A 25,902-nucleotide genomic window follows, 5' to 3' on the forward strand; every position below is an offset into this window, starting at 1 on the left:
CCCTCTCCCGCGCGGGGGCAGGTCGTACTCCGCAGGACGCCGCGCGAGGCAGGAGGTCCGAGTGACGGAACGTGATGACCTGTCGGTAGAGGCGGCTGCGCCGCGCGTCGTGCTGCGCAACGACGAGGAGCAGTACGCCATCTGGCCTGCCGACCATCGGATTCCGGCCGGGTGGCGTCGGGTCGGCGGACCGGAGTCCGCCGCGTGGTGCGGGAGTCTGGTGGACCGCCTGTGGACCGACATGCGGCCTGCGAGCGCCCGCACCGAGGGGCGATCCCCGGGACCCGAGCAGGGCACCGTGCCCGAGTTGGTCCGGGAGCGGGCGCGGCGTGAGCCGTCCGCTCTCGCGGTGCTCTCGGACGAGGGCCGGCTCAGCTACGCCGAGCTGACCGGCCGCGCGGACCGGCTTGCCCACCGGCTGCGGGAGTCGGGTGCCGACACGGAGCGCGTCGTCACGGTGTGCCTCGACCGCGGGCCCGACCTGGTTGTTGCGCTGCTGGCGGTGCTGAGCTCCGGCGGAGCGTTCCTGCCCCTCGACCCGGCGACTCCGCGGCAACGGCTGGCCGGACTGGTGGGGGAGAGCGGTTCACGCCTCATCGTCTCGAGCCGTGAGTACGCCCCGATGTTCGCCGAGTGCGAGGCGCGGATCATCCACACCGGGGAACCGGCCGCGCAGACGCTTCCGGAGGGACCACAGCCGGCCCTCTGCCCACGGTTGGACGACCTCGCCTACGTGATCTACACCTCCGGATCCACCGGACCTCCCAATGGAGTGATGATCACGCACCGGTCGCTGGCCCACTCCCTCACCGCGGTGGCCCGGGCATACGCACTGAGGCCCGGTGACCGGGTGCTGCACGCTGCGGCGCTCGGCTTCGACACCTCACTGGAGCAGATCTTCGCCACGCTGATCAGCGGCGCGACACTCGTCCCCGCGGGAACGCATACGTGGGCGCCCACCGACCTGCTGCACCGCCTCCCGGAGTACGGGATCACCGTTGCCGACCTGACCCCCGCCTACTGGCATCGGATCGTCTCCGTCCCGGACCGCGCCGAGAGCCTCGCGTCGCTGAGGCTCGTCATCGTCGGCGGCGAGATCGTCACCACGAAGAGCTGCCGCGCCATTCTGCACCGGATCCCCGGGGCGCGGCTCGTCAACGCCTACGGACTCACCGAGACCACCATCACCTCCACGCTCTGCGACCTGAACGAGGAAGTGCTCGCCGCGCCGGACACCGCCGTCGCCCCGATCGGCGGGCCCCTGGAGGGGAGTCACGTCCACGTGCTCGACGCCGAATTGCGCCCGGTGCCGCCGGGCGAGCGCGGTCAGATCTACATCGGCGGCCCGGCGCTGGCACGCGGTATCTGGCGGCAACCCGCTCTGACCGCACAGCAGTTCCTGCCCGACCCGGACGGCTCGGCGCCCGGGGACCGGATGTATCGCACCGGGGATCTGGGCCGCCGACGCTCGGACGGCAACCTGGAAGTCCTGGGCCGGGTCGACGACCAGATGAAGATCCGCGGGTTCCGGGTCGACCCGGCCGAGGTCGAGGCCGCGCTCGTCTCCCACCCGGAGATCGGGCAGGCGATGGTGGTGGCCCGGAGCCGCGCGGGCGGCGACCGGGACCTCATCGCGTACGTCACGCCGACCTCTCCGCCGGCCGGCGGAGAGAAGGTGCTGCGCGCACGGCTGCGGTCGGCACTCGCCGAGGTCCTGCCGGGCCACATGATCCCGGCGGCCTTCCACGCGGTGGAGCGGTTGCCGGTCACACCCGGCGGAAAACTCGACCGCAGGGCCGTGCCGGAACCCGCGACCGCGGCGCAGACGACCGGTACCGTCGACCGTCCGGTGCTGCAGGGGATGGCCCAGTTGTGGGGCCAGATCCTGGACGTGGACTATGTCCGTCCGCACGACGACTTCTTCGAGCTGGGCGGCAACTCGCTCCTCGCCATGGAGATGCTCGCGCGGACCCGCGTCGTGTTCGGCATCGGCGTCACACAGATCCGCGACCTGACCCGTTCGCTGCTGCGGTATCCGACGCTCGCCGCGTTCGCGGAGTCCGTACGCCAGGCACGCGCCGGCACGCTGGCCCACCCGGACGGTGGGAGCGTCGACTTCGCCGCCGAGACCGATAGGCACATGCCGGCAGTGGGCCGTGACGCGTCGGCTCCGGACCCCCGGCGCCCCGGCGACGTCCTCCTCACCGGGGCGACGGGGTTCTGCGGCGCGTACATGATCGACGAGCTGTTGCGCAGGACGACGGGGCGGGTCCTCTGCCTGGTCAGGGCCTCCGACGACCAGCGCGGCATGGAGCGGATCCGCGCGAGCCACCAGCGGTACACCCACACCGATCTGTCCAGCGAGCGCGTCCAGCCGGTCGTCGGAGACCTGGGCCGGCCCGGACTGGGGCTGTCCCCAAGCCGCTTCGAGGAGCTGGGATCGACCATCGACGCCGTCTACCACCTCGGCGGCCAGGTCAACTTCATCTACCCGTACCACGAGTTGCGCGCGGTCAACGTCGACGGAACATACGAGATCATCCGCCTCGCCGCCGGCCGGGCCGTCCCGGTCCACTTCACCTCCAGCATGGCGGTGCTCGCCGGATTCGGGCCGGCCGGGGTGCGCGAGGTGACGGAGGGCACGCCGCTGCGCTTCCCCGAGTATCTGTCGGTGGGATACGTGGAGACCAAATGGGTCGGCGAAGCCCTGCTGAGGAAGGCGTCCGACGCGGGCCTGCCGGTCGCCGTCTACCGCCTGATGGACATCACGGGCCGCGACGGAACCGGCGTGATGAACACCAGCAGCGAGCTGGCCGCCCTCTTCGGTTTCATCGCGCGGACCGGGCTGTGCCCGGACGCCCGGCTGGCGCTGGACTTCCTGCCGGCCGACCGCCTCGCCCGCGCCATCGGACACATCTCCACCCGCCACTCTGCCGGCGGCGAGGTCTACCACCTGACCAACCCCCGTCCCACGCTGCTGAACTCGCTCGCCGAGCGCCTGCGCCGGCGGGGATACCCGATCCAGGAGATCCCGTACGCCGAGTGGGTCGCCGCTCTGGTGAAGTACGCGGCCGGGCACCCCACCGACCCGATCACCCCGTTCGTCCCGCTCTTCGTCGACCGCTGTGCGCGCGCCGACATCACCGTGAGCGAGATGTACTTCCAGGGCGTTTTCACGGAGTTCACCCGCGGCAACGCGGAACGGGCCCTGGTGGACGCCGGGATCGACATTGCGCCGGTGGACGCGGAAATGATGGACCGCCACATCGACTTCCTCCAGCAGGCCGACACCTTCCGGTCGGTGAAGAGCCAAGGGCAGGAAGCGACACAGTGGTGAGCCGATGCCTTCGCTGGGAGGAACTGGACGTACTGGCAGCGGCGCCCGACGGACCGGTGGCCTTCGGCGCCGACCTCAGCCCCGCCGGCCTCCTGGCGGCGTACAGGGCCGGGGTCTATCCGTTCCCGGCAGCCGACGAGTACACCCGCGCCGTGAACGAGGTGGTCTTCGCCGATCAGGTCCGGGAAGGCCGCATCCGGCTCGTGGGCGAGGAATCGGCCGATCTCTACGCCGTCTCCTGGTGGTCGCCCGACCCCAGGCCGGTGCTGCCCGTCTCGGCCACACACCTCAGTCGGAGCCTGGCCCGGCGGCTGCGCAACCGGCTGCCGTGGTCGACCAGCCTGGACCGGCGGTTCGAGGCGGTCGTCCGCGAATGCCGCGCCGGCCGCGTCCCCCGGTGGCTCACCGACGAGCTGATCGCAAGCCTGGTCCGCCTGCACGATCTGGGTCATGCGCACAGCGTCGAGGTGTGGGAGGACGGCGATCTGATCGGCGGCGTCTTCGGCCTGCGGGTCGGATCGGTCTTCAGCATGGACTCGATGTTCTTCCACCGTCCCGGTGCCTCGAAGGTCGCGGTGACCGACCTCGCGGCGCGCTTCGCCCAGGCCGGCGGCGAGCTTCTCGACGCACAGCGGGAAAGCCTGCACGTCCGCGACCTCGGCGGCATTCTCGTACCCCGAGAGCAGTACGTACGACACCTCCGCCGCACCGCGCGCGACAGCCTCCCGATGCCCACCGCCACCCTGCCCGCCCGCCGCCTGGCCCAGCCGACGGCATCGCGCTGATCGCGTTCGTCGCCCTGCTCGCCGCTCCACGCGTCGCCGCGCGCCGTGTGACCGGGTCGCTGCGAACCGAGCGGACACTCGGTCGGCTCGGTTCCTTCTCTCACTCCCCGCCGGCGAAGCGGTCGAGCAGTGCGTCCAGTCCGGCGGCCAGGCCCTCCGGCCCGCCCCGGTCGGCGAGTGAGGGGGCGGTTTCCCTGAGGGTGGGCAGCTCCTGGGGCGGCATGCGGTGAAGTCCGAGACGGAAGGCGGGGTCCGGCTCGTCGGCGTTGTCCACCATGAGCCGCAGTTCCGCGGACACATAGCCGAGGAGCCACGCGGTGAAGGCGCGGAACACGGCGGAGGTGCGGGCCTCGTCCAGACCGGCTTCACGGAGCAGGGTGAGCACTCTCTCGTGGTCCTTCAGGACGGCGAGGGGGCGCTGTGCGAGCGGGACCGCCAGCATGCGCGTGGTGAGCAGGGGGACCGCTCGGGGGTGTGCGAGGCAGACGTCGTACGTGGCCCTGGCGATGCGATGGAGCCCGCTGCGCCAGGCCGGCTCCTCGGTGCTCGGGCCCGGCTCGGCGGCCAGTCGTTCCTCCAGCTCGAGATACAGGGCCTCCACCAGACCGTCCAGGAGGGCGTCCTTGCCGTCCGCGTAACGGTAGAGCGCCATCGCCTCCACGCCCAGCTCGGCGCCCAGCCTCCGCATGCTCAGCGCCGAGAGGCCCTCCCGGTCCACCAGATCGAGGGCGCTGCCCAGTACGCGGTCCCGGCTGAGCCGTCCATAACGGCCGCGGTCGCTGGCGCGGCGCGCCGGACTGGCTCCGGCATCGTCGGCCCGTGCTTTCGCCTGCTCCTTGGCCATGCCCAGCCTCCCGTGATCGGCCCGCTCCGCGTCCCTGTGTTGACTCTATATACCAGCGGGGGCAAAGTGTACGTATACGACGTAAATATACGTTATGTGGGGGTATGGCGGTGACGTCATTCCCCGAGCGAGCCCACACCGGGAGCGAGATATGACAGTCCACCGTCTCCGACCCCGGCGCGAATCCGTCGGCCATCCCTGGCCTGCCCTGAACGGTGTGTCCCCCACGGACGCTCGCGCCGTGGAGCGCACGGACACACCGGACGTGCCCTTCGCCGTGACGCGGATCTGCCCCGAGGCCCGGAGAGCGGCACAGCGTGTGCTCGCCTCGGGCTGGGTGACCACCGGTCATGAGACAGAGCGCTTCGAGAGCGAGTTCGCGGCTTATGTAGGGGCCGAGCACGCGGTCGCCGTGAGCTCGTGCACGGCGGCGCTCGAACTGTCGCTGCGCGCGCTGCGGCTGCCGCCCGGCGGGACGGTCCTGGTTCCGGCCGTGACCTTCTGCGGCGCGGCCCAGGCGGTCCTGCATGCCGGACTACGGCCCGTGCTGGTCGACGTCGACCCGCACACCGCGATGCCGACCCCCGCCGATGTGGCCCGGGCCGCCCGGGCCTGTGGATGCCCGCACGCGATGATGGTCCTGCACTACGCCGGCGCCCCGGCACCGGTCGCCGAGCTGGCGGAAGCCGCTCACCTGCCCCTGACCCGCGTCATCGAGGACGCCGCGCACGCACTGGGCACGACGGTGGGGGACCGGCTCGTGGGGAGCCTGTCGCGTGCGACCTGCTTCAGCTTCTACGCCACCAAGAACCTGCCCATCGGCGAGGGCGGCATGGTGACCACGGACGACCCGGAGATCGCCGAGCGGATCCATCGGACGAGACTCCACGGAATGTCCGCCGACGCCTGGCGACGGAACATGCCGGGCGGCAGCTGGCGCTACACCGTCGAGACAGCGGGCCTGAAGGCCAACATGACGGATGTTCAGGCCGCCATCGGCCGGGCCCAGCTACGTCACCTCGATGACTGGCAGCGGCAGCGGTACACCGTGGCCGACCGGTACGCGGCCGGCCTGGAGCCCGTTCCCGGGCTTGAGCCACTCGATGTCACGACACCGGGACGGCACGCCCGGCATTTGTACGTGGTGCGCGTGCTGGACGAGTACGGGATCGGCCGGGACGAGCTGATCGACCGACTGGCGGCGCGCGGAATCGGCACCTCGGTCCACTTCATCCCCCTGCACCACATGCCGTACTTCCAGCATGCCGCGATCACCCCGGCCGGGGGGCTGCCGGGAGCCGACGAACTGTTCTCCGGGCTGCTGTCCCTGCCCCTGTACCCCGGCCTCACCAAGCGCACGGTCGACCGGGTCTGCGGGGAGCTGGCCCGGATCGCCCCGGAGCGGCGCACCGCCCGGTCCCGCCCCGTGCCGACAGCCGCCGAACATCCGGGACAGCCCGGAACCCAGCGGCCGGCCGGGTTGCGCACTCTGGTGATCGGGGCAGGGGAGGCCGGGCAGGCGCTCGCCCGGGACCTGGCACGGACACCGCCGTTCGGGCTCGATCCCGTGGGCTTCCTCGACGACTCTCCGGCCAAACGCCATGCCGCCGCCATCGGCGGCCTGCCCGTCCTCGGGGGACTGGACGACACCCGGACCGTCGCGCTGACCCACCGGATCGAGGCGGTGGTCGTGGCCATCCCCGGGCTGAGCCTGGATCGCTTCCGCCAGGTGGCGCACGCGGCCGAGGCCACGGGGGCCAGCGTCCGGTATCTGCCGTCGTTCATCGCGGCGCTCCGCCGGGACGTCGTGGGCAGTGACATGCGAGCGCTGGATGTGCACGATCTGATCGGCCGCACCGAGATGCACGTGGTGAGCCCCGAGGCGCGCGCCACGATCGCAGGCCGCCGGGTTCTGGTGACCGGCGCCGGCGGGTCGATCGGCAGCGAGCTGTGCCACCAGGTGCGTGCCTTCGGACCGAGCCGGCTCTTCCTGCTCGACCACGACGAGTCGAATCTGCACCGGCTGCAGCTGGAGCTGTACGGCGACGCACTGGTCAGCGACGACATAGTGATCTCGGACATCCGGGACCGTCCCCGCATCGACCAGGTCTTCCGCGAGCTGCGCCCCGAGGTGGTGTTCCATGCCGCCGCGCACAAACATCTGCCGCTCCTCGAACGGCACCCTTGCGAGGGCGTGAAGTCGAACGTGACGGGGACCGTGAATCTGGTGCGGGCCGCGACCGCGGTCGGAACCGAACGGTTCGTGCTGATCTCCACCGACAAGGCGGCCGACCCCGTGTCGGTGCTCGGCGCGACCAAGCGGCTGGCCGAGCTCATCGTGCGGGAGGGCCAGAAGAACGCCCCGCCCGGGAGCGTCTTCGCGGCCGTCCGCTTCGGCAATGTACTGGGCAGCCGCGGTTCGTTGCTGTCGGTCGTCGCCGAACAACTGGGCGCCGGTTCCCCGGTGACCGTCACGCACCCCGACGTGACCCGCTTCTTCATGACCATCGAGGAGGCCGTCGGGCTTGTCCTGGAGGCCGCACGCATGGCCCACGGCGGCGAGGTGTTCGTCCTGGACATGAGCGACCCCGTGCGGATCGTGGACCTCGTCCGTAAGTTCGCCCGCTCCGTGAACGTGCCGGACGTGGACATCCGCTTCACCGGACTGCGGCCGGGCGAGAAGCTCAACGAGACCCTGTTCTCCGCGCAGGAGGGGCACACGCAGACCGCCCATCCGCGGATTCTCTCGGCGACGTCCAACCCCGGCGAGGAGCACGGTGCCCCGCTGGCCGAACGGCTTCCCGCCCTGTGCGCCGCGGCGGAGCACAACGATCCCTCCCAGGTGCGGCGCGTGCTGGCCCAACTCCTCCCGGGGTTCCCCGGGTCGGAGACGGCACAGCCGCGTTCCGTCATGACCGATCCGTACCCGGACGACTTCTGATGTCCGGGAACCGCGAGTGGCTCAGGTGGGCCCCGAGGCAGCGTCCCGGGGCGGGTCACCGGACGCGCCGCCTCCTGCGCGGGACGCTGGTTCTCGCCCTCGTCACCGTGCTCGCCCTGCTGGGGCTCGGCATCGGCGGTGTCTGGTGGGCGACGAACCACTACGGAGACCAGGTCAGCAGGATCCCCCACGCCTTCCCGGACGGCTCCCGGCCACCCAAGGGAGATGCGGCCGAGGGAACCACCTTCCTGCTGGTCGGAGTCGACAGCCGCTCCAGCAAGCCGACCACCGGACGCGAGGCCACGACGCAGCTGTGGAAGTACGGGGCGCAGCGCAGCGACACGTTGATGCTGGTGCATCTCGGCCCCGGCGAGCGCACGGCGTCCACGGTGTCCATCCCCCGGGACAGCTGGGTGCCCATCCCCGGCCATGGGTCCGCGAAGATCAACGCCGCGTTCTCCTGGGGCGGTCCGCCCCTGCTCATCCAGACGGTGGAACAGCTCACGGGCGTCCGAGTGGACCACTTCGGCGTCATCGACTGGTACGGGTTCAGGTCCCTCACGGACGCCGTCGGCGGTGTGCCCGTCACCGTCGCGGAGAGCTCCTACGACCCGGAGCAGCACCGGCACTTCACGGCCGGCACCCACACCATGGACGGCAGCGAGGCGCTGGCGTACGTCCGGCAGCGCCATGGTCTGGCCGGGGGCGAGCTGGACCGGATCAAGCGGCAGCAGCAGTTCCTGCGCAGCCTCGTCGGCGAGGTGCGCGGCGAGGTCAGCGTCACCGATCCGTTCGGCACCGCTCGCATGCTCGACGCGATCACCCGGACGGTGAGTGTGGACGACGGGATGTCCAACGGCGATCTGCGCGACCTCGTGTTCGGGCTGCGGAATCTGCATGCTTCTGACGCCCGCTTCGTCACCGCGCCGATCGTCCGGTCGGAGATGATCCGCGGTCAGTACGCGCTGATCCTCGACCGGGCGAAGCTACGGGCAGCGTGCCACGCCATCGAGTCGGGGGCTCCGCAGACCCGAGGAGGCAGTTCATGACCACCGCACCCACGAAGGCGCGGGCAGGGAAGCGCGTCCTCGTCATCTGCCAGCTCGACGCCTTCGCCAACGGCATCAAGCCCGCCGAGATAGAGCGCTTCCTGCGGCAACGGGGCCATGACGCGCACCTCGTCGACACCTATCACCTCAGCCGGTGGGCCCAAGCGCCGAAGCAGTTCCACGGCAGGCTTCCTGCCCTCGGCCCGCGGAAGTTCGCGCTCTACGCGACCGAGGTCGCGTCCGCGGTGCTCACCCGGCGATGGGACTTCGCGCGACGGCACCTGTCGTACTACCTGCTGGTCGCCGATCATCGGCTGCGGCGCGGCATCCTCAAGCGGTCGCTGCCGCTGGACGACTTCGACCTGGTGATCTGCGAGACCCCCTACGACGCCGGGGTGCTGGCCTTCGCCGGTTCCGCCCGGACTCTGTACGACGCGCCCGCTCCGTGGGCGGACGAGGTGTTCTTCGACGGCCGGCTGAGCGAGCGGCAGCACGCGAAACTGCGCCGGCTCGAGACCGGCATCTTCGAAGGCGTTGACCATCTGGCTCTGCACTGGGAGTCGTACGCCCGTTACGCCGTCGAGCGGTACGGGATCAGCGGGCGCAATCTGATGCCGCTGAACTTCGGCTGCACTCCCGCGAAGCAGCGCGCCGAGTTCGCCGCTCCGCCGCGCGTCGTCTACCTCGGCAACGTGAGCGCCGGCTTCAACGATCCCTCGCTCCTGGCCCGCCTGTCCGCGCAGTACCCGCACATCGACGTCTTCGGCGGGCCGCCGCCGGATCCGGCACTCGGGCTCAACTACCTCGGCTACGCGCCCTCGATCGACGTGCTGAGGAACTACCAGCTCGGACTGGTGACGTGCAGCAAAGACCCGCTGCGCCGCGACGGCTTCTCCTCGAAACACGTCCAGTACCTGTCGTACGGGCTTCCTGTGCTCGTGCCCTCCTGGCGGCGCCATCTGGACCTGCTGCGCGGCTCGGTGGTCTACACCGAGGAGACGTTCCGCTCCGCAGTGGATGGCATGAGTGACGAGCGCCGGTGGCGGTCGGCCAGCGACGAGGCGTACGCCCAGGCCGAGCGCCTGAGCTGGGACGAGACTCTGCGTCCGCTCGAGCAGCTGCTCAGCCGCGATTCCCATCTGCCCGAGGAATAGAAATGGACCTCAAGGCCTATATCCGTCTGCTCCGCTTCCACTGGGTGGCGATCCTTGTGCTCACGCTCCTGGGCGCGGCCGGCGGTGCCGCGGTGGCCCAGTCGCAGGCGCCGGTCTACGCGGCCAAGGCCCAGATGCTGGTGACCGTCTCAGCCCCGGGGGAGGACTCGAGCCAGGCGTATCAAGGGGCGCTCCTCTCCCAGCAGCGCGCCAAGTCGTATACGGCGCTGCTGACGAGCCAGTCCGTGCTCAGGCAGATCATTGATCAACTGGGGCTGCCGTACTCGGTCGAGCAGTTGAAGAGCCACATCACCGCGACCAATCCGACCGACACCACAGTCATCGACGTCACGGTGACGGACCGCTCGGCCCGGCAGGCGCAGCAGATCGCCCAAGCCCTGGGACCGACGTTCTCGAGGATCGCCTCATCCGCCGAGAACTCCGGGCAGGAGGGTGACGGGAAGACACCTGTGATCGACGTCAGAACGCTGGACGGCGTGCAGCTCCTGGACCGCCCGGTATCCCCGCACAAGAGCTTCGACATCGCCCTGGGCCTCGCCGCGGGCCTTGTCCTCGGACTCGCCTGGGCGGTCGTCCGCGAGGTCACGGACACGCGGATCCGTGACCTTCAGGATCTGGCGCAGGGCACGGACCTCGACGTCCTCGGTGTTCTGCCCCGTGGCGGGAAGCGCCGTGACAAGGAATTCCGGCTCGGACTGCCCGGATCGTCGGCAGACGCCCAGGCCTACCGGTGGCTGGCCCTGACTACAGAGATCGCCGGCCGCGGTCCCGGGCCCCGGGCCTATGTGGTGACAGCGGCCGTCCGTGGAGACCGGACGACCGCTGTCGCGGCGGGACTGGCGATCGCCCTGGCCGAGAGCGGCACGCGGACGATCGTGGTCGACGCCCAGAGTTCCCGGGCACCATTGGCGGACCTCCTCGGCCTGTCGTCGTCGTGGGGGCTGACAGACGTCTTGAACGGCGGGGTCTCCGTCGACGAGGCGCTTCGGACCTGGCGCGATGACGTGCCTCTCCAAGTACTCGCCGGGAGCGGTCCGGATCCGGATTCCGGCGCGGCACCGCTGCGCCAGACGGATGTCGCCGAGCTGTGCAAGCAGCTCATGGGGCGGGCCGATGCCGTGATCTTCGTCGCGCCTCCTGTGCTCGCCGAGAGCGACGCGACGATCGTGGCCCGCGCTGTGGGACAGGCGATCCTCGTGGCCGAGGCGAGGGCCACCCGCATGCCGGACTTCGCCCAATCGGTACTGCGCCTTCGCTCTGTCGGCGTCACGGTTCTGGGAGCCGTCCTCAGCGGAGAGCGCCGGAAGCGCAGCAGGCCTTACGTGCCGGCGGTTTCACCTCCCGCCCGGGTGGACGGGCACGACATCCGCCGGGAAAACCAGGGCCGGTCCCGTACTACGGCGTGGTCTCCGGGAAAGAGCGACCTGCCTCGGCTCGAGCCGGACGGGGAACCCTGGTGAAGAAGCGCACGGAGGGCACATCGTGACGACCATGCACGCGCCTGTTCGGCAGGAAACCGGGGCAGGGCCCAGGCCACGCCCACGCATCCTGCTGATGCTGGTCCTGATCGCGGCGGCGATGCCGGTGCGCATTGCCAGCTCCGTGCCGGGGATCAAGTCGGTCTCCGTCCTGGACGTTCTGCTGGGTGTCGTTGCGATGACCCTTTTCGCCGACAGTGCCTTCAAGCCACTGGACATCGGCTATCGGAAGCTTTTCGTCCTGTTGTGCATCCCGGCGTTCATCTGCGGCATGTCGATACTGTGGACACAGGACCGGGACGCGACGCTCCGTGCCACGATCGTCTATGTGGAAGGCATCGTCGCCTACCTCTTCGTTGTGCGAGAGCTGAGTGGAGTTCCGCCCGGCCGGGCCATGACGTACGTCAAGCGCTACAGCTATCTGCTCATCGTTCCCGCCGTGTTGCTCCTGCTCCGGGTTCCCGGCTTCGGTCCCCAGGAGGCCGGGCTGCCCCTCGATTCCGATCGGTATCTCTCGTACTACACCAGGCTTTCTCACCCTGTCCTGGGGCCATCCAACAATCTCGCCACCGTGCTGGCCTTCTTCGTCCCCCTCCTGCTGTACTGGGGCCATGCGCGGCACAATCGACGGTTCACCCTGGCCGGATGTGTCGCGCTCGTCGCGGTCGCCTGCACCTTTTCGCGCGGGGTCATTCTCGGACTGCTGACGGCCGCGGTGCTCGGGGGCTTGGGGAGCCTCGTCAGGAGGCGGCGCGTCGCAAGTCGGATATCCGGGAAGATCGTCGCAGTCATCGCGTCGGTCGCCGCAGCCGTGGTGCTGCTGTATCAGCTGAATCCGGACACCCACGAATCCTCGGCAAGCCGGTTCAGCCTGACCAACGTCTTCATTCGTTCGCAATTCGCGGTCGAGGCGGTCGAAAGGATTGCTGCGCGGCCGTTCCTCGGTTATGGCGGGGGAACGGCGCCCGATGAGATCTGGGAGCTGGCGCGTGTCCACAACACGTATCTCCAACAGATGGTGTACTTCGGTGTGCTGCTGGGTGCTTGCGTCTCGCTCGCATTGATCGGGACGGCCGTCTTCTTCTTCTCCCGGTGGCGCACCAGCCAGGTGGCCCGGGTCGTCGGCTTCACGCTCATCGCCCAACTCGTCGTCTTCGCGGTCGAGTCGAGCTTCGAGGGCACAGTCCTTCGCGTGCTGTTCTACCTCTCCATCGGTCTTGCCACGGCGGTGGTCCGCGCAGACGAGAGATGCCAGGCGGAGACGCGTCAGCCCGAGCCGATGGGACCCCCGGTCCGTGGCGTGGCACCCGTGCCTTGCAGGTGGGTTCACCGGCGAACTCAGCCGTGAACGAAGCCATCCCCGCACCAGGAACCGAGTGGACGACTTCCGGCGGTGTATGGATTCCGTTGCCGTGCAGTCCAGGCTGCCCGACGGTTCGGTACGCCCGGACTGCCCCGGGTCTCGCTCTGCAACGCAACGTAGGGCTCGACCATCTCGCCGCGTCGACGGACGTGATGTGAGACTGCCGGAGCCCGATCCGGCGTGGTACCAGCGCCTCTTCCTGCTCAACAGCCGTCGGCGGGGCGTCCTCATGCGCTCCGGAGTCAATGTACCGAGTGCCACCGGGGACAGCGAACGGCTGATGGACTGGCTGTCGGGACGCTCTATGTCCTACCGCTCCGCGCGCGTCGCGGAACGGACGCGGCTGGTCTGGACACCCCTGGCCCGGCTGGAGGGCCGGCCCTCACCGGTCAACCGCGATGACGCGGCTCCTGGCGGTGCGTCCGGCGCAGGGACATCCTCAAGAGGACCCCGGTGTGAGCGAGCCCCTCACCGGCGGGGGGCACCGCCAGACCGTGCCCACTCCGGCACAGCTGAGGTCCCCGCTGATCCAGCCGGCACAGGACGACCGAGCCACGCTCACCGCCGCGCCGCCCTCCGGTGGAAGGACCCGCGACACGAGGGCGCATGGGCGTGCCCGTCACCCTGCCGTGCATAACGTCTGACGTCATGTCATGGAAAAGCAGGGCCAACGCGGGATTGCGGCGCCTCACTGGCTTCGAGGTCCGGCGGGTGACCCGGTCCGCCGCGCCCGACTACCCCGCCGACTACGACGAAGAGGCGAAGGCGGTGATCACGGCCGTCCGGCCGTACTCCATGACGCCTCCCGAGCGCGTCAACGCGCTCATTCTGGCGACCCGGTACGTTGTGCGCCACCGCATCCCGGGCGCGGTGGTGGAGTGCGGGGTCTGGCGGGGCGGCAGCATGCACGCCGTGGCGCGCACCCTCCTCTCGCTCGGCGCCGCCGACCGCGACCTGTACCTGTTCGACACCTTCGAGGGCATGCCGCCGCCCACTGAGTACGACCGCAGCAACGATGGGGAGCCGGCCGCCCGTCTGCTCGCGGACTCGGACCGGGACAGTCTCATCCGTGCCGTGGCGGGCCTCGAAGACGTCAAGTCGGCCTTCGCGCAGATCCCGTACTCGAAGGAGCGGATCCACTACGTGCAGGGCCTGGTCGAGGAGACCGTTCCCGAACGCGCGCCCGAGCAGATCGCGATCCTGCGGCTGGACACGGACTGGTACACCTCCACCCGGCACGAACTGGAGCACCTGTATCCGCGCCTGGCTTCCGGCGGCGTCCTGCTCATTGACGACTACGGCACCTGGCAGGGGTCACGCAGGGCGGTGGACGAGTTCCTGCAACGGACCGGGGAACGGCTGCTGTTGCTGCGGATGGACGAGGGGCGGGTCGCGGTCAAACCGTGACGCTCCCGGGCGCCCGGCGAGTTGCGGCACGCTGGGCTCGGTGTCGGGCGTCCCGCTCCGTGCAACGCCCGGGTCGGCTTCACCGCCGCTCACCGACCCTCCTCCCGCCGGGTGCGCGACAATGCGGCACGTACCGAGCCTGCGGCGAAACCGTACGTCTGCCGCACCAGCCGCCGGTTCGCCGCGGTCATGCCGGCCGTGAAGAGCACTGCGCCACAGGTGCCGCCGACGATGCCCGACCACAGGGTCTCGCCGCCCCGCGCGGAAACCGTCCACCCCAGCGAGGACGAGCACACTCCGACGAGTACGGGGGCGAGCAGCGGGCGGAACAGGCGGACCGGGATCCGGCGGGTGGTGGCCCGGCTGAGCACCAGGGCCTCGACGGCCGCGGACAGGAACCATCCCAGCCCCACGGAAGCCACCCCGAGCGGTGCGAGCAGCGGAAGGGTGACGGCGAGCCAGGTGACCGCCTGCAGAAGGGTCGCCCGCAGCACGGCCTGCACGTCGCCGATCGCGTAGAGATATCCCTGGGTTGCCACCGAGACCGCCCCGCCGACGGCCAGCCCCAGACACGCCCCGGGAAGGATCACGGCGGCGTCCCGCCACTGCGTCCCGAAGAGACCGGGCACCAGCCCTGGCGCGGAACCGGCGAGCGCGGTCAGGACGAGCCCCATGCCTACCGAGGCGATGTCGACGGCCTGTTGGACGAGCCGCGTCGATCGTTCCTTATCAGCGGACAGCCGGGACATCGTGGGGAACGAGACCTGCCACAGCGAATGCAGCAGCAGGTACGGCATCTCCATCAGCCGTCTTGCAAGCGTCCACAGGCCGAGCTGTGAGACCCCGCCGAGTGCGGCGACGCACAGATTGAGCGCCTGATCGCGCAGCAACCAGGTCACGTTGACAGCCTGGAATCGCAGGCCGAAAGCGATGAGCGGCTTGATGAGACGGAACTCCGGCCGCGGTCGCACCCGCCCGGCCGGACACACGAACGCCATCATCACCGTCCCGGTCAGGGCACGGACCACGGTCGCGGTGGCGAGCCCCCATACGCCGAAGCCGGCCGCCACGGTGCCGATGGCCCACCCTTGGAAGCACAACACCTGAGTCATCTCGACGGCCACGAGCCGCCGGTAGAGCAGGGCTCTCTCCAGCAGGATGCGGCCCGGGAACTGCAGGGCGACGAACGGCATGGAGCCGACCATGATGGCGGTCACCCAGGCGATCTCGCCGAACGGAACAGCCAGCGCCACGGCGACGGCCGTCATCGCCAGCGTCACGCCCAGCTGCAGTGCGCTCAGCGCGCCGAGCTCCTTGTCGCTCGGGGGTTCCCCGCGCCGGATCAGCCCGGCGCCGAGGCCTCCGTCGGAGACGAGCCCGGCAAAGAGCACGAAGGACATGCCGATGGCGACCACACCGAAGTCGTGTGGGTTCAGCAGTCGGGCCACGACCACGTTCCCGGCGAACCCCAACAGGAGAATCACCAGTCCGCGGGTGCTGACGAGGAAGACACCCGCTTTGGCCCGCCGTTTCAGCTCGCTGTCCGAGAGGGCCTCGTCCTCACCATGTGGCTGCCCGGCACCCATGCCGGCGTCAACGGGCGGTTTGTCGCGCACGCCAACGGGCCAGCCGGGTCCTGATGCCGAACCGGCCGAGCTGGCGGCGGCCGTGGTCATGGACGAAGGTCTGCGCGTCGGCCCGGCGTCGGTCGAGAGCGGCGGCCGGCCCCTCGCGCAACCGCAGCGGCAGTCTCTCCGGGGCCAGCCGGATGGCAACGTCGGGGGCCAGTAGCAGCCGGGTCATGAGCGTGGAGTAGATGGTGTCCCGGGTTGCTTTGAGCCACGGCTTGGCCAGCACGTGGTGGAGCAGGAAGGGCTCGATTCCGTCTTCGTAACGGCAGGTCAGGCGCTGTCGGTCGGTCAGCGTCAGTCCCGGGAACGGTGGATGGGGCGCGAGCCGGTGGTCCAGGACAACCAGTTCTCCGAGCTTGAACCGGGCGGCGAGCACCGCGTTCAGCACGTCCTGGTCGGCGAAGTAGAAGGGGTCGTCCAGGGTGGCCTTGCCGTATCTGCTGTGTGCGATGCCGATGGCCCGCTGGCCCTCGGTCCACGGTGGCAGCAGCCGGTCGGTGAGGGTGTGGGGATAGACGACGAGTCCCGCGTTCAGATAGGGCTGGCGGCGGAGGGGGCCGAGACCGAGAGTGGTCTCCCACTCGGAGTGGAAGCGGCGGCTGTTGGGCGGGCAGTCGACGAACGCCACGATGTGCCCCCGCCGCGCCGCCTCGGTGATCTCCGTCAGTGGCCGGGTGACGATGATGTCCGCGTCGATGACGACCATCACGTCCGCCGGGTGCTGCTGGGGACCGTAGGGGGCGAGGAACACCGCGGGCGTGTCGGGTGACGGCGGTTCCACGAGGGTGACGTGGCCCGCGAGCAGGTCCCGCTGCTCGGGTGACAGCCCTATGTCCACGACGAACAGGGGCTCGTCGTGGCCCGTCAGCCGGAGCGAGTTGAACAGCGCTACCAGCCCCGGGAAGAACCGCCGGTCGGCGACCGTGTAGAACGCGGTGCCCGGAAGGGGGGCAGAAGAATCATCCACGATCCAATTTTAGGCGGATATGTACCGACTGTCTTATAAGTCTAGGATTGCACCGTGCCTATCGAACGGGTCGTCGTGTACCGCTTCCATCGAGACCCCCTGGTAAGCCGCGCCCGTGTCAGACTCCTCCGCCGACTCAACCCCGGTGTGCCCGTGCACGGAATCTTCGGCGGCGCGGGCGGCGTGCGCGGCGCCGCCTTCCAGCTGGCCGGCAAGCGGGCGCTCGGGCTCGACACGCTGTACACCTCCCGTCACAGCGGTCACTGGAACTGGAAGAACGGCGACCTGGTACTGCTGGACTGGTACCGCGAGACCGGGCATCGGCTGTCCTTCGACGTCCTTCATCTCGTCGAGTGGGACCTGCTGCTGGCGGAGTCCCTGGAGCGCCTCTATGCGACGGTGCCCGCGGACGCCGTCGGCCTCACCGCCCTGACGCCGCTCAGCGTCATCGGAGACGACTGGCGCTGGCTCGCCGGGCGGGACGAGGCGCGGGAGTGGCACGAACTCCTGGCCTACGCCCGCACCGGCTTCGGCTACGACGGGACCCCGTACGGCTGCCTGGGCATCGGACCCTGCTTTCCCCGGGCCTTCCTCGACGATTACGCCGCCGCCGACCCGCCGGACCTCGGGAACGACGAGCTCCGCTACCCGCTGTTCGCGCAGCTCCTGGGGCATCCGGTGGCCGACACCGGATTCCGGCACGCCTGGCACTCCGCGGACGACGACCAGTACTTCAACGCCGGGGGAGCGCGTATCGCCGCGGACACGGTTGTCGCCGAGCTGGCGAAGCCGGACGGCCGCCGGGCCTTCCACCCGGCCTGTGCGCCCATGGGCGCACTGCGACCCCCAGCGCCGGGCCCAGCGGATGCCGCGCAGCGACCGGGGAAGGGCCAGGGCTGACGGGGCGGGGCTTTGTTGCCTGGCCGTCCCGGAGAAGCGGTCGAGGACACGGACCGGGTCCGGTTGATCGAGGACGGTTTCGACAGCGATGCCGGCGCCCATGGGTAGTCCCATGAGGGCTGCGGGTCTGTTCGCGGTCTGCGTGCGAGTGGGCCCGTTGGGAACCATTTGAGTTGCTGATCAATAGGAGAGGCGAGAATCAATCCCCTTTGTGTGGCCGACGCCACACGGCGGCTCAACGGGCAGTCTCAGTACGGTAATTCAACCGGTTGTCGGCTGTGATGCCCCGGCCCGGGAGTCCCGGTATTCGGGTCACCAACATATGCTCCGAGGCCCGGTGGATTGCTTCGGTGTCGGGCATTGACACCGTGGACTCGACACGTAGACTCCACTCGACTTTTGTTCAGGAGGTTTCCGGTGGGCATATTTTCCGGTTCCGGCTCACTGTCCCGCAGATCACTGCTGGGGTTGATGGCTCTCCCGCTTCTGGCTGCGAAAAAGCCTCCCTGTCGCTCCCAGGGGTGCACCGTGGACACTGGAGTTGTGCTTGTCGAAAACTATGCGACTCCACAACTGGCGGCGAACGCTGCCGTCAATAAGCGACTGGTTTTCCCCTCTGCTCATACGTACATCGTCGATGAGCTTCTGATCCCGACCGGCTGCTATGTCGAGGGAAACGGCTCGATCCTCAAGACCGCGAACACCTCCACTACGGGTAGCAGCGATGACGGCACCCTGCGCGTGGGCGGCAACGGCGTCACCATTGACGGCCTGAAGTTCGACGGCAACATCCAGAACCAGGGCGATGCCTGGAACCAGCACCGCCACCAGGTCAGAGTGCAGGGCAATTACAGCAACATCCTCGTCAAGAATTGCGACTTCTATAACATCATCGGCGACGGCGTCTACATCAACGTCGGATCGGGTGGAAACAATGGGCACACCATTGAAGTCCATGACTGCACGTTCACTGCGGGCAACAACAACCGCAACGGTGTAAGCATCACGTCGGGCACAAATGTGCACGTACACCACAACACGTTCAAGAATATTGCCCGACCTGATATGCCGGGCGCGATCGACGTTGAGCCCAACTCGGTTTCCGACATCGTCGCCGACATCCTGATCGAGTACAACACGATCACGCGTGCAGCCCTATCCGGCACCGGCGCGCGATATGGAATTCTGGCGGCCATGTCCAAATGTGTCGGCGCGAACATCGTGTTCAGAAACAACAATATCAGCGGTGCCGGACTCAGTGCTGCGTGTCTGGTTGTCGGCGACAGCAGTGGGACGCTCAACAGCAGTGCAATCACCGTTACGGCGAACGACATTCACGATGCCGGTGGCGCGGGAGTCGAGCTGGACTACGGGATCAGGACCAACATCACCAACAACCAGTTCACGAACCTTTCTCCAGGGATCCTGAACTACTTCTCCTACCTCGGAGAAACCTCGGGCAACATATTCACCAACGTCGCTACGGAAATTTCTCACTGAGCTTGCACTCGGTTTGTCGTAGCGCAGGGTGGCGGGTCCATGCGGCGGTGGGCGCTTTCGAGGGTCAAGACCGTGATCAGGTGGCGCTTCCACAAGAGCTGCCCCCTGCGAGGGGTGCGCAAGATACCTGTGGCTTCCAGCGCCCACGCGTGGACGCGATCGCTGCCGCCGGCCCAGCTCACTTGATGCCGCTGACCTTTGTGCCGCCCGCGGTTGTCCCTCGCCCACTGGTGGGACTAAAATGTACATTTACATCGTAAATTTACAGTCTCTCCCCTGGGGGTGAGGATCTGTGGATCACGGCTCGGAGTTCTTCGCGGTCACCCCCTACGGCCGAGGAGCCGGAAGCTCCCGGGTCCGTGTTTTCCAGTGGCTGGACCGCGTCAGCTCGGACTTCACCGTCGGCAGCTATCTGTCGCTGTCCGACGCCGCTCCCTCCCGTCTCGCGCGCCACCCCGTGTCCCTCGCGAGGGCGGAACTGCGGCTCGGCGCCATCGCGAGCGCTCGGCCCCGACGGCTTCTGCTGCACCGGGAAGCCTCCCCGCTCAGCCGCGGCTGGTGGGAGCGGCGGCTGCTGACGAGCGCGGAATTCGCCGTGTACGACTTCGACGACGCCCTGCAATGGGACCGGGGCGAGGGCGGCCTTGTCCGCAGACTCGCCCCCAAGGCGGACAAGGCGTGGGTGGCCGTTCGCCACGCGGACCGGGTCATCGCGGGCAACGCCGTCCTGGCGGACTGGGCCTCCCGGCACCATCGCGACGTCGTGGTGATCCCCAGCTGCGTGGCTCTGGAGGACTACATGCGCAAGACCTCGTACGTGCTGCACGACCCACCTCGGCTCGGCTGGATAGGTTCGGCCCACAACGAGGCATGTCTGCGGCTGATCGGCGAAGCGCTCACGGAGGTCCACCGGCGCACCGGCGCGCGGTTGACCCTCGTCGGCACGACCACACCGTCCCTCGGCAGCCTGGAGCCCTTCATCGACCGGGTCGCCTGGAGTCCGGAGAGCCAGCGCACGGAGCTGGCCGCCATGGACATCGGCCTGATGCCGCTGCCGACGACCTCCTACAACCTCGGCAAATGCGGTTACAAGCTGCTCCAGTACGCTGCCGCCGGGCTGCCCGCCGTGGCAAGCCCGCTGGGCGTCAACGCCGATCTGCTGTCCGAGTTCGGCCTGCCCGCTCCGCAGACGCGGGACGACTGGAGCACCGCGATCCTCGGCCTGATCGGTTCCCCCGCGGCGACCCGGGAACGGCTCGGACGGACCGCCCGGGAGATCACCGGCCAGAGGTACTCGTACGACGCGTGGCTGCCCCGCTGGGCCGCGGCCCTGGAGCTCGGACCGGTGACGCGATGAGGCCGGGAACGCGGACCGTCCCGGCCGCGGACATCGTGATCGTGAACTGGAACGCCGGCCGACATCTGCAGGAGTGCCTTCGCTCGATCGTGCGCAGCGACCGGTCGCTGCTGCGGGTGGCGCGGATCGTCGTCGTCGACAACGCCTCCACCGACAGCTCCATGAACGAACTGACCTCCGGCGACATCCCGCTCGACGTGGTGTGCAATTCCCACAACCGCGGCTTCGCCGCCGCCTGCAACCAGGGCGCCGCCCGGGGCCACAGCGACTTCCTGCTCTTCCTCAACCCGGACACGGAGCTGTATCCCGACACCCTTCGCGCCGTCGGCGGCTTCCTGGGCACCCCGGCCGCGGAAGGCATCGGCATCTGCGGCGGGCGCATGGTCGACGAGCGGGGTGAACCGGCGATCTCCTGCTCGCGCTTCCCGAGCCTGCGCATCTTCTTCGGCAAGATGACCGGCCTCGACCGGCTGGCGCCCGCGCTCTTCCCATCGCACCACCTGCTGCCCGCGGAAACCACCGCGTCGGGCCCTGTCGACCAGGTGATCGGCGCCTTCTTCCTGCTGCGCCGCTCGCTCTTCGACCAACTCGGCGGCTTCGACGAGCGCTACTTCCTCTACTTCGAGGAGACGGATCTCGCGCTGCGCGCCCGTCGGCGCGACCGGTGCTCGTACTACCTCCATCAGGCCAAGGTCCACCACATCGGCCAGGTGAGCTCCGCCCAGCTGGGCGGCAGGCGGCTGTGCTACTCCCTGTGCAGCCGCAGCCGGTACGCGTTCCGGCACTGGCCCCGGTCCCATGCCTGGCTGCTGGTGGCTCTGACTCTGACGGTCGAACTGGCCGCCAGGCTCAGCAGGGCCGTGCTCCGCGGAAGCCCGTCCGAATGCCGCGCCACGCTCAGCGGTTACGGGGGATATCTGCGCTGGCTCTGCACCGTCGGCGCCCACGTGCTCGAACGCAGGTTTCTTCAGGCGACGACAACATCACCAACCCCGCCCTCACCTGCCGCATTCGCCCGGGCGACGGACTCGACCAAGGACGCCCTCCATGCCCCTCACTGAGCACAATCCCCGAACTGACCACACCCCGAGACAGGTTGTGCCGCCCATGAGCGCCGTGCCTCTCACGCCCGCGCTCCGAATCCTGGACGTAGTCGTCGCCCTGACGCTGCTGCTTCTTCTCTCGCCGCTGCTGGTGCTGCTGGCACTGCTGGTCGCTGTCACGAGCGGCCGGCCGGTGCTGTTCCGGCAGCAGAGGATAGGCGCGGGCGGGCAGGAGTTCACCCTTTACAAGTTCCGCAGCATGAGGCACGGCTGCGCAGGCCCCGGAGTCACCGGCGGCTCGGACCCGCGGGTGACCCGTCTGGGGGAGCTGTTGCGCCGGCTGAGCCTGGACGAGCTCCCGCAGATGTGGAACGTGCTGTGTGGGGACATGACGCTGGTCGGTCCCCGACCCGAGGTTCCGGACCTCGCCCGCCGCTATCGGCCGGAACACCAGTGGGTGTTCCGGCACCGCCCCGGGCTCACCGGGCCGTGCCAGCTGCGGTCGCGCGCGTACGCCGCGCAGCTCGACGGCCGGCCCGATCCGGAGGACTACTACCTGACGGAGCTCGTTCCCCTGCGTACGGCGATGGACGCGGAGTTCCTGGCCCATGCGACCGTGCGGAACGTGCTGCGGTGCGTCTCGCGGACCGTCCGGTACGTGCTGTCCGGAGTTCTGGAAGAGATCGGGCGGCGCCGTCGGACGCCGCGCGGCGTCCCTGGAGGTGAGCCCTGATGCGCGCCCTGGTGACTGGTGCGGCGGGATTCATCGGCTCGCACCTGTGCGAACATCTGTTGTCCTGCGGGGACGAGGTCATGGGCATCGACGCCATGACGGACTTCTACGAGCCCGCGCGCAAACGGCTCAACCTTGCCCGGCTGCTGGGGCGGGACCGGTTCGCCTTCCACGAGGGCGATCTGCTGGATCTGCCCCTTCAGCCGCTGTTCGCGGAGGCGGACACCGTCTACCACCTCGCGGGCCAGCCCGGCGTCCGCGGTTCCTGGGGTGCGGAGTTCGCCGTCTATCTCGAACGCAACGTCCTGGTCACCCAGCGGGTGCTGGAGACGGCCAGGGACACCGGACTGGGCCGGCTGGTCTTCGCGTCCAGCTCATCGGTCTACGGGGACGCGGAAGCGTATCCGACGCCGGAGACGGTGCGTCCCCGGCCCGTTTCCCCGTACGGCGTCACCAAACTCGCGGCGGAACAGCTGTGCGAGACCTATCGCACCGTCTTCGGCGTCCCGGCCGCCTCCCTGCGGCTGTTCAGCGTGTACGGTCCACGGCAGCGTCCCGACATGGCGTTCTCGCGGCTGGTCGCGGCTGCCTGCGCGCATCGGCCCTTCCCGCTGTACGGAGATGGTGGGCAGAGCCGTGACTTCACCTACGTCGGGGACGTGGTGAGGGCCATGCGCGGAGCCGCTCTCTCCTCGTGGACCGGTGTCGCCAACCTCGGCGGCGGCAGCGAGGTGACGATGAACCAGGTCATCACGTTGCTCGGGAAGCTGGCCGAGCCGGTGAACGTGGTGCCGGGGCCCGCACGGCCGGGCGACGCCCGGCGTACCCGGGCCGATATCGCCGTGGCGCGGGACGCCTTCGGCTACCGGCCCGGCACCGACATCCGTACCGGACTCGCCGCGATGGTGCGGGCCGAGCAGAAGATCCGGGTCGGGGCGGCACGCTGATCCTGCGTCAGGCAGGCACCTGTGCCCCACGGTAGTAGTCGATGATCTCCTGGGCCGACATCTCCCGGTCGCTCTTGCGTCCGAGGAAGCAGAAGGCCGAAGCGTCGTCCGTCGCGTAGCTCGGCGGGACGAGGCGGTCGAGGGTGCGCAGCCAGAACATCAGCCCCCGCACCGCTCGGCCTGCGAGGGCGGAGCGGGTCAGGCCCCGGACCAGGTGGTCGATGCTCCACAGCAGTTGGGTGCCGGGGCCCGCGACGGGGCCGGCGGCGAGCTCCTCGAACCGCCGAAAGAGATAGCGGTGGCCACTCGCGGTGTAGCGCGTGAAATCGTGGGCGCCGGCGTGCACCTGTTGCAGGAACGGCGTCTCCGCGTAGACGATTCCGCCGTCCTTGAGGACCCGGTGGATCTCGGCGACGACCAGGGCCGGATCGAGTACGTGCTCCAGTACGGCCTGCGCCAGCACCGCGTCGACGCTGCCCGTGGGAAGCGGAATCTGGTGGGCGTCCGCGATGAACTGCGTCACCGGGCTGCCGACGATGTCGAAGCCGATCACCTGGACGCGCGGATCGCGGTAGACCGCGCTCACACCGTTGCCGACCGTGGCCCCGCCGACGACGAGCAGCCTCGGCGCGGGGCCGAGAAGACTCCGCAGCAGCAGCTCGACGTTCTGGGCCGCGACGCGGTTGGGCGGCTTCCAGACGCGGCGCAGGGGGGCGGGAAGCCGGTGCACGAGCCCGGCGGGTTCCGGCCCCTCGGTCTTGGCAGCCTCGGCCGCCGCGACCACTTCTTCCCGGTTCACGACGCTGCGCTCGAAGTCGACGAGGACCGGCCACGGCCCGGCCATCGGGAAGGTCATGACGCCGTGGTAGGGGCAGTCGGGCGCACTGCAGTTGAGTCCGCCGGGTTTCGCCACCAGGGTCGACCGGCAGCGCGGACACACCAGCAGTTGCTTGATCCAGTCCAGTTCGCCCAGGGGCATACGCGTTCCTCTGACGACGGGGGCCTCCTGCGGGCCCAGTATCGGCGCCTCGCTGGGCTGCGGCATCCCGAACCCTCGCGGCGGACCTGCCTTGAAGGCCTGATATGGGCGTATTGACCTAGAACGTTATGAGGTAGATGCTTGTGTACGTATACATCGTAAATATACGATTTTCCCTGCTGGTGGTGATCGATGATGCGCAACGGGACCCTCGCCTCCGACGCGGGCCAGCCGGACGGAACGGCCATCGGCTGGCCCGCGTCGCTCCCGCAGGTGGCGCCGGCGGCGGCGCTGCCCGCACCGCCGGTCCTGCCCCGCATCAAGGTCCTGCACGTCATCACGCGTTTCTGGGCCGGAGCCGGTGGCAACACCCTGCTGTCGGCCGAGGGCATGGACCCCGACCGTTACGAGGTGTGGATCACCGGAGTACCGGGTGGCGATCTCTGGGGCCGGGCACGCGCCGCCGGGGTGCGCACGGTCGAGATACCGGGGTTCCGGCACACCTTGACGCCCACGGACGTGCTGGTGCTGGGGCGGCTGATACGCCTCATCCGGCGCGAGCGGTTCACCGTCGTGCACACCCATTCGGCCAAGGGCGGTTTTCTCGGGCGGGCAGCCGCACGGCTGTGCCACACACCGGTAGTGGTGCATACCTTCCACGGCCTCAGCTTTCACCCGCACATGTCCCGCCCCCGTCGCACCGTGTACCGCTTCCTGGAAAGGGCGACCCGGCGCTTCACCCACCGATTCCTCGCCGTGGCGCCCCGCGTGGCGCGACAGTGCGTCGAGGAGCGCCTGGCCCCGCCCGGCAGCGTCCACGTGGTGCCGTCGGCCGTGGACCTGGGACGCATCCCCGAGGGGTTCGACCTTTCCGCCCGCCGCGCGCTCGGGGTGGACCGCGCAACGGCGCTCATCGGCACCGTCGGCCGGATCGACACCCAGAAGGCCCCGCTGGACTTCATCCGCATGGCGGCCGCGGTCCGTGCCGAGCGCCCGGGCACCGCGTTTGTCATGATCGGCGACGGGCCGCTGGAAGAGGAGGTCCGGCGGCTGGCGGCCGAATTGCACGTTGACGTGACCCTCCCCGGGCAACGGTCGGACGCCGCCCGTCTGGTGGCCGGCCTGGACGTCTTCGTGATCACTTCGCTGTACGAAGGTCTCGGCCGGGCACTCACCGAGGCGCTGGCCACCGCTCGCCCGGTCGTCGCGACGGCCGTGAACGGGGTGCCCGATCTGGTGGAGCACGGTGCCACGGGTCTGCTCGTACCACCGGCCGACCCGGAAGCCGCGGCGCGAGCGGTCGGCTGGCTGCTCGACCATCCGGAGGAGGCCGCCGAGATGGGCCGGCAGGGCTGCCGGCGGGTACGCACCACCTTCGCGCCGAAGGCCATGTGCGCGGCCGTCGACGCCTGCTACTGCGAGCTGCTGGGCCTCCCCTTCCCCGGGGCCGCCCCCGCCCCCTGATC

Annotated in this window: 19 protein-coding genes; 15 read left to right on the top strand and 4 right to left on the bottom strand. The window is 69.4% G+C overall.

What is annotated here, in order from left to right; genetic code table 11:
* Positions 1-61: 61 nt before the first annotated feature.
* Both ACIOHP_RS12895 and ACIOHP_RS12900 read left to right on the top strand, forming a co-directional pair.
* Positions 62-3,337, top strand: a complete 3,276-nt coding sequence (locus ACIOHP_RS12895) for an amino acid adenylation domain-containing protein (RefSeq protein WP_401886475.1) — start codon at positions 62-64, stop codon at positions 3,335-3,337.
* The gene (locus tag ACIOHP_RS12900; protein ID WP_401886478.1) at positions 3,334-4,122 is read left to right on the top strand and encodes a leucyl/phenylalanyl-tRNA--protein transferase; all 789 of its coding nucleotides are present in this window, start codon (positions 3,334-3,336) and stop codon (positions 4,120-4,122) included. Before ACIOHP_RS12895 ends, ACIOHP_RS12900 begins: the two co-directional genes overlap by 4 nt.
* A gap of 100 nt (positions 4,123-4,222) precedes the next feature.
* Here ACIOHP_RS12900 and ACIOHP_RS12905 read toward each other — a convergent pair whose 3' ends face one another.
* A complete protein-coding gene (locus ACIOHP_RS12905; RefSeq protein ID WP_401886482.1) occupies positions 4,223-4,966 on the bottom strand; it encodes a TetR/AcrR family transcriptional regulator in 744 nt (247 codons plus the stop codon).
* Positions 4,967-5,207: 241 nt separating this feature from the next.
* On the opposite strand from ACIOHP_RS12905, the gene ACIOHP_RS12910 reads away from it, so the two are divergent.
* The 6 genes from ACIOHP_RS12910 to ACIOHP_RS12935 all read left to right on the top strand — a co-directional run bounded on the left by ACIOHP_RS12910 (position 5,208) and on the right by ACIOHP_RS12935 (position 14,379).
* Entirely contained in the window at positions 5,208-7,907 is a 2,700-nt protein-coding gene (locus ACIOHP_RS12910; protein WP_401886485.1) for a DegT/DnrJ/EryC1/StrS family aminotransferase, read from the top strand.
* Positions 7,907-8,956, top strand: a complete 1,050-nt coding sequence (locus ACIOHP_RS12915) for an LCP family protein (protein WP_401886487.1) — start codon at positions 7,907-7,909, stop codon at positions 8,954-8,956. The genes ACIOHP_RS12910 and ACIOHP_RS12915 overlap by 1 nt, the downstream gene beginning before the upstream one ends.
* Positions 8,953-10,110, top strand: a complete 1,158-nt coding sequence (locus tag ACIOHP_RS12920) for a hypothetical protein (RefSeq protein ID WP_401886489.1) — start codon at positions 8,953-8,955, stop codon at positions 10,108-10,110. The genes ACIOHP_RS12915 and ACIOHP_RS12920 overlap by 4 nt, the downstream gene beginning before the upstream one ends.
* Positions 10,111-10,112: 2 nt before the next feature.
* Positions 10,113-11,591: a Wzz/FepE/Etk N-terminal domain-containing protein gene (locus ACIOHP_RS12925; protein ID WP_401886491.1), complete on the top strand. Its 1,479-nt coding sequence runs from the start codon at positions 10,113-10,115 to the stop codon at positions 11,589-11,591.
* 22 nt (positions 11,592-11,613) lie between these two features.
* Entirely contained in the window at positions 11,614-12,957 is a 1,344-nt protein-coding gene (locus ACIOHP_RS12930) for an O-antigen ligase family protein (protein WP_401886494.1), read from the top strand.
* A gap of 663 nt (positions 12,958-13,620) precedes the next feature.
* A complete protein-coding gene (locus ACIOHP_RS12935; RefSeq protein WP_401886496.1) occupies positions 13,621-14,379 on the top strand; it encodes a TylF/MycF/NovP-related O-methyltransferase in 759 nt (252 codons plus the stop codon).
* An 89-nt stretch (positions 14,380-14,468) separates the two neighbouring features.
* Here the strand turns inward: ACIOHP_RS12935 and ACIOHP_RS12940 are convergent, their stop codons facing one another.
* Positions 14,469-15,965, bottom strand: coding sequence for an oligosaccharide flippase family protein (locus ACIOHP_RS12940; RefSeq protein WP_401886498.1), 1,497 nt, complete (start codon positions 15,963-15,965; stop codon positions 14,469-14,471).
* A gap of 7 nt (positions 15,966-15,972) precedes the next feature.
* Complete coding sequence (locus ACIOHP_RS12945; RefSeq protein WP_401886501.1) at positions 15,973-16,977, bottom strand: hypothetical protein; 1,005 nt, start codon at positions 16,975-16,977, stop codon at positions 15,973-15,975.
* Positions 16,978-17,031: 54 nt separating this feature from the next.
* Between ACIOHP_RS12945 and ACIOHP_RS12950 the strand changes: the two genes are divergently transcribed.
* The 6 genes from ACIOHP_RS12950 to ACIOHP_RS12975 all read left to right on the top strand — a co-directional run bounded on the left by ACIOHP_RS12950 (position 17,032) and on the right by ACIOHP_RS12975 (position 23,457).
* Positions 17,032-17,877 (top strand): hypothetical protein, encoded by an 846-nt coding sequence (locus ACIOHP_RS12950; protein WP_401886503.1) that lies wholly within the window; start codon positions 17,032-17,034, stop codon positions 17,875-17,877.
* 528 nt (positions 17,878-18,405) lie between these two features.
* A complete protein-coding gene (locus ACIOHP_RS12955; protein WP_401886505.1) occupies positions 18,406-19,377 on the top strand; it encodes a right-handed parallel beta-helix repeat-containing protein in 972 nt (323 codons plus the stop codon).
* A gap of 292 nt (positions 19,378-19,669) precedes the next feature.
* Entirely contained in the window at positions 19,670-20,734 is a 1,065-nt protein-coding gene (locus tag ACIOHP_RS12960) for a glycosyltransferase family 4 protein (protein ID WP_401886508.1), read from the top strand.
* Complete coding sequence (locus ACIOHP_RS12965) at positions 20,731-21,795, top strand: glycosyltransferase family 2 protein (RefSeq protein WP_401886511.1); 1,065 nt, start codon at positions 20,731-20,733, stop codon at positions 21,793-21,795. Before ACIOHP_RS12960 ends, ACIOHP_RS12965 begins: the two co-directional genes overlap by 4 nt.
* A gap of 46 nt (positions 21,796-21,841) precedes the next feature.
* Positions 21,842-22,510: a sugar transferase gene (locus ACIOHP_RS12970; protein WP_401886513.1), complete on the top strand. Its 669-nt coding sequence runs from the start codon at positions 21,842-21,844 to the stop codon at positions 22,508-22,510.
* Positions 22,510-23,457: an NAD-dependent epimerase/dehydratase family protein gene (locus ACIOHP_RS12975; protein WP_401886515.1), complete on the top strand. Its 948-nt coding sequence runs from the start codon at positions 22,510-22,512 to the stop codon at positions 23,455-23,457. Before ACIOHP_RS12970 ends, ACIOHP_RS12975 begins: the two co-directional genes overlap by 1 nt.
* Positions 23,458-23,464: 7 nt before the next feature.
* Here ACIOHP_RS12975 and ACIOHP_RS12980 read toward each other — a convergent pair whose 3' ends face one another.
* A complete protein-coding gene (locus tag ACIOHP_RS12980; protein WP_401886518.1) occupies positions 23,465-24,436 on the bottom strand; it encodes a class I SAM-dependent methyltransferase in 972 nt (323 codons plus the stop codon).
* A 192-nt stretch (positions 24,437-24,628) separates the two neighbouring features.
* Here ACIOHP_RS12980 and ACIOHP_RS12985 point away from each other — a divergent pair, with 192 nt between their 5' ends.
* Entirely contained in the window at positions 24,629-25,900 is a 1,272-nt protein-coding gene (locus tag ACIOHP_RS12985) for a glycosyltransferase (RefSeq protein WP_401886521.1), read from the top strand.
* The last annotated feature ends 2 nt before the right edge of the window (positions 25,901-25,902 follow it).

Origin of the sequence: Streptomyces sp. NPDC087859, assembly GCF_044742595.1 — a bacterium.
Classification (GTDB): Bacteria; Actinomycetota; Actinomycetes; order Streptomycetales; family Streptomycetaceae; genus Streptomyces; species Streptomyces canus_F.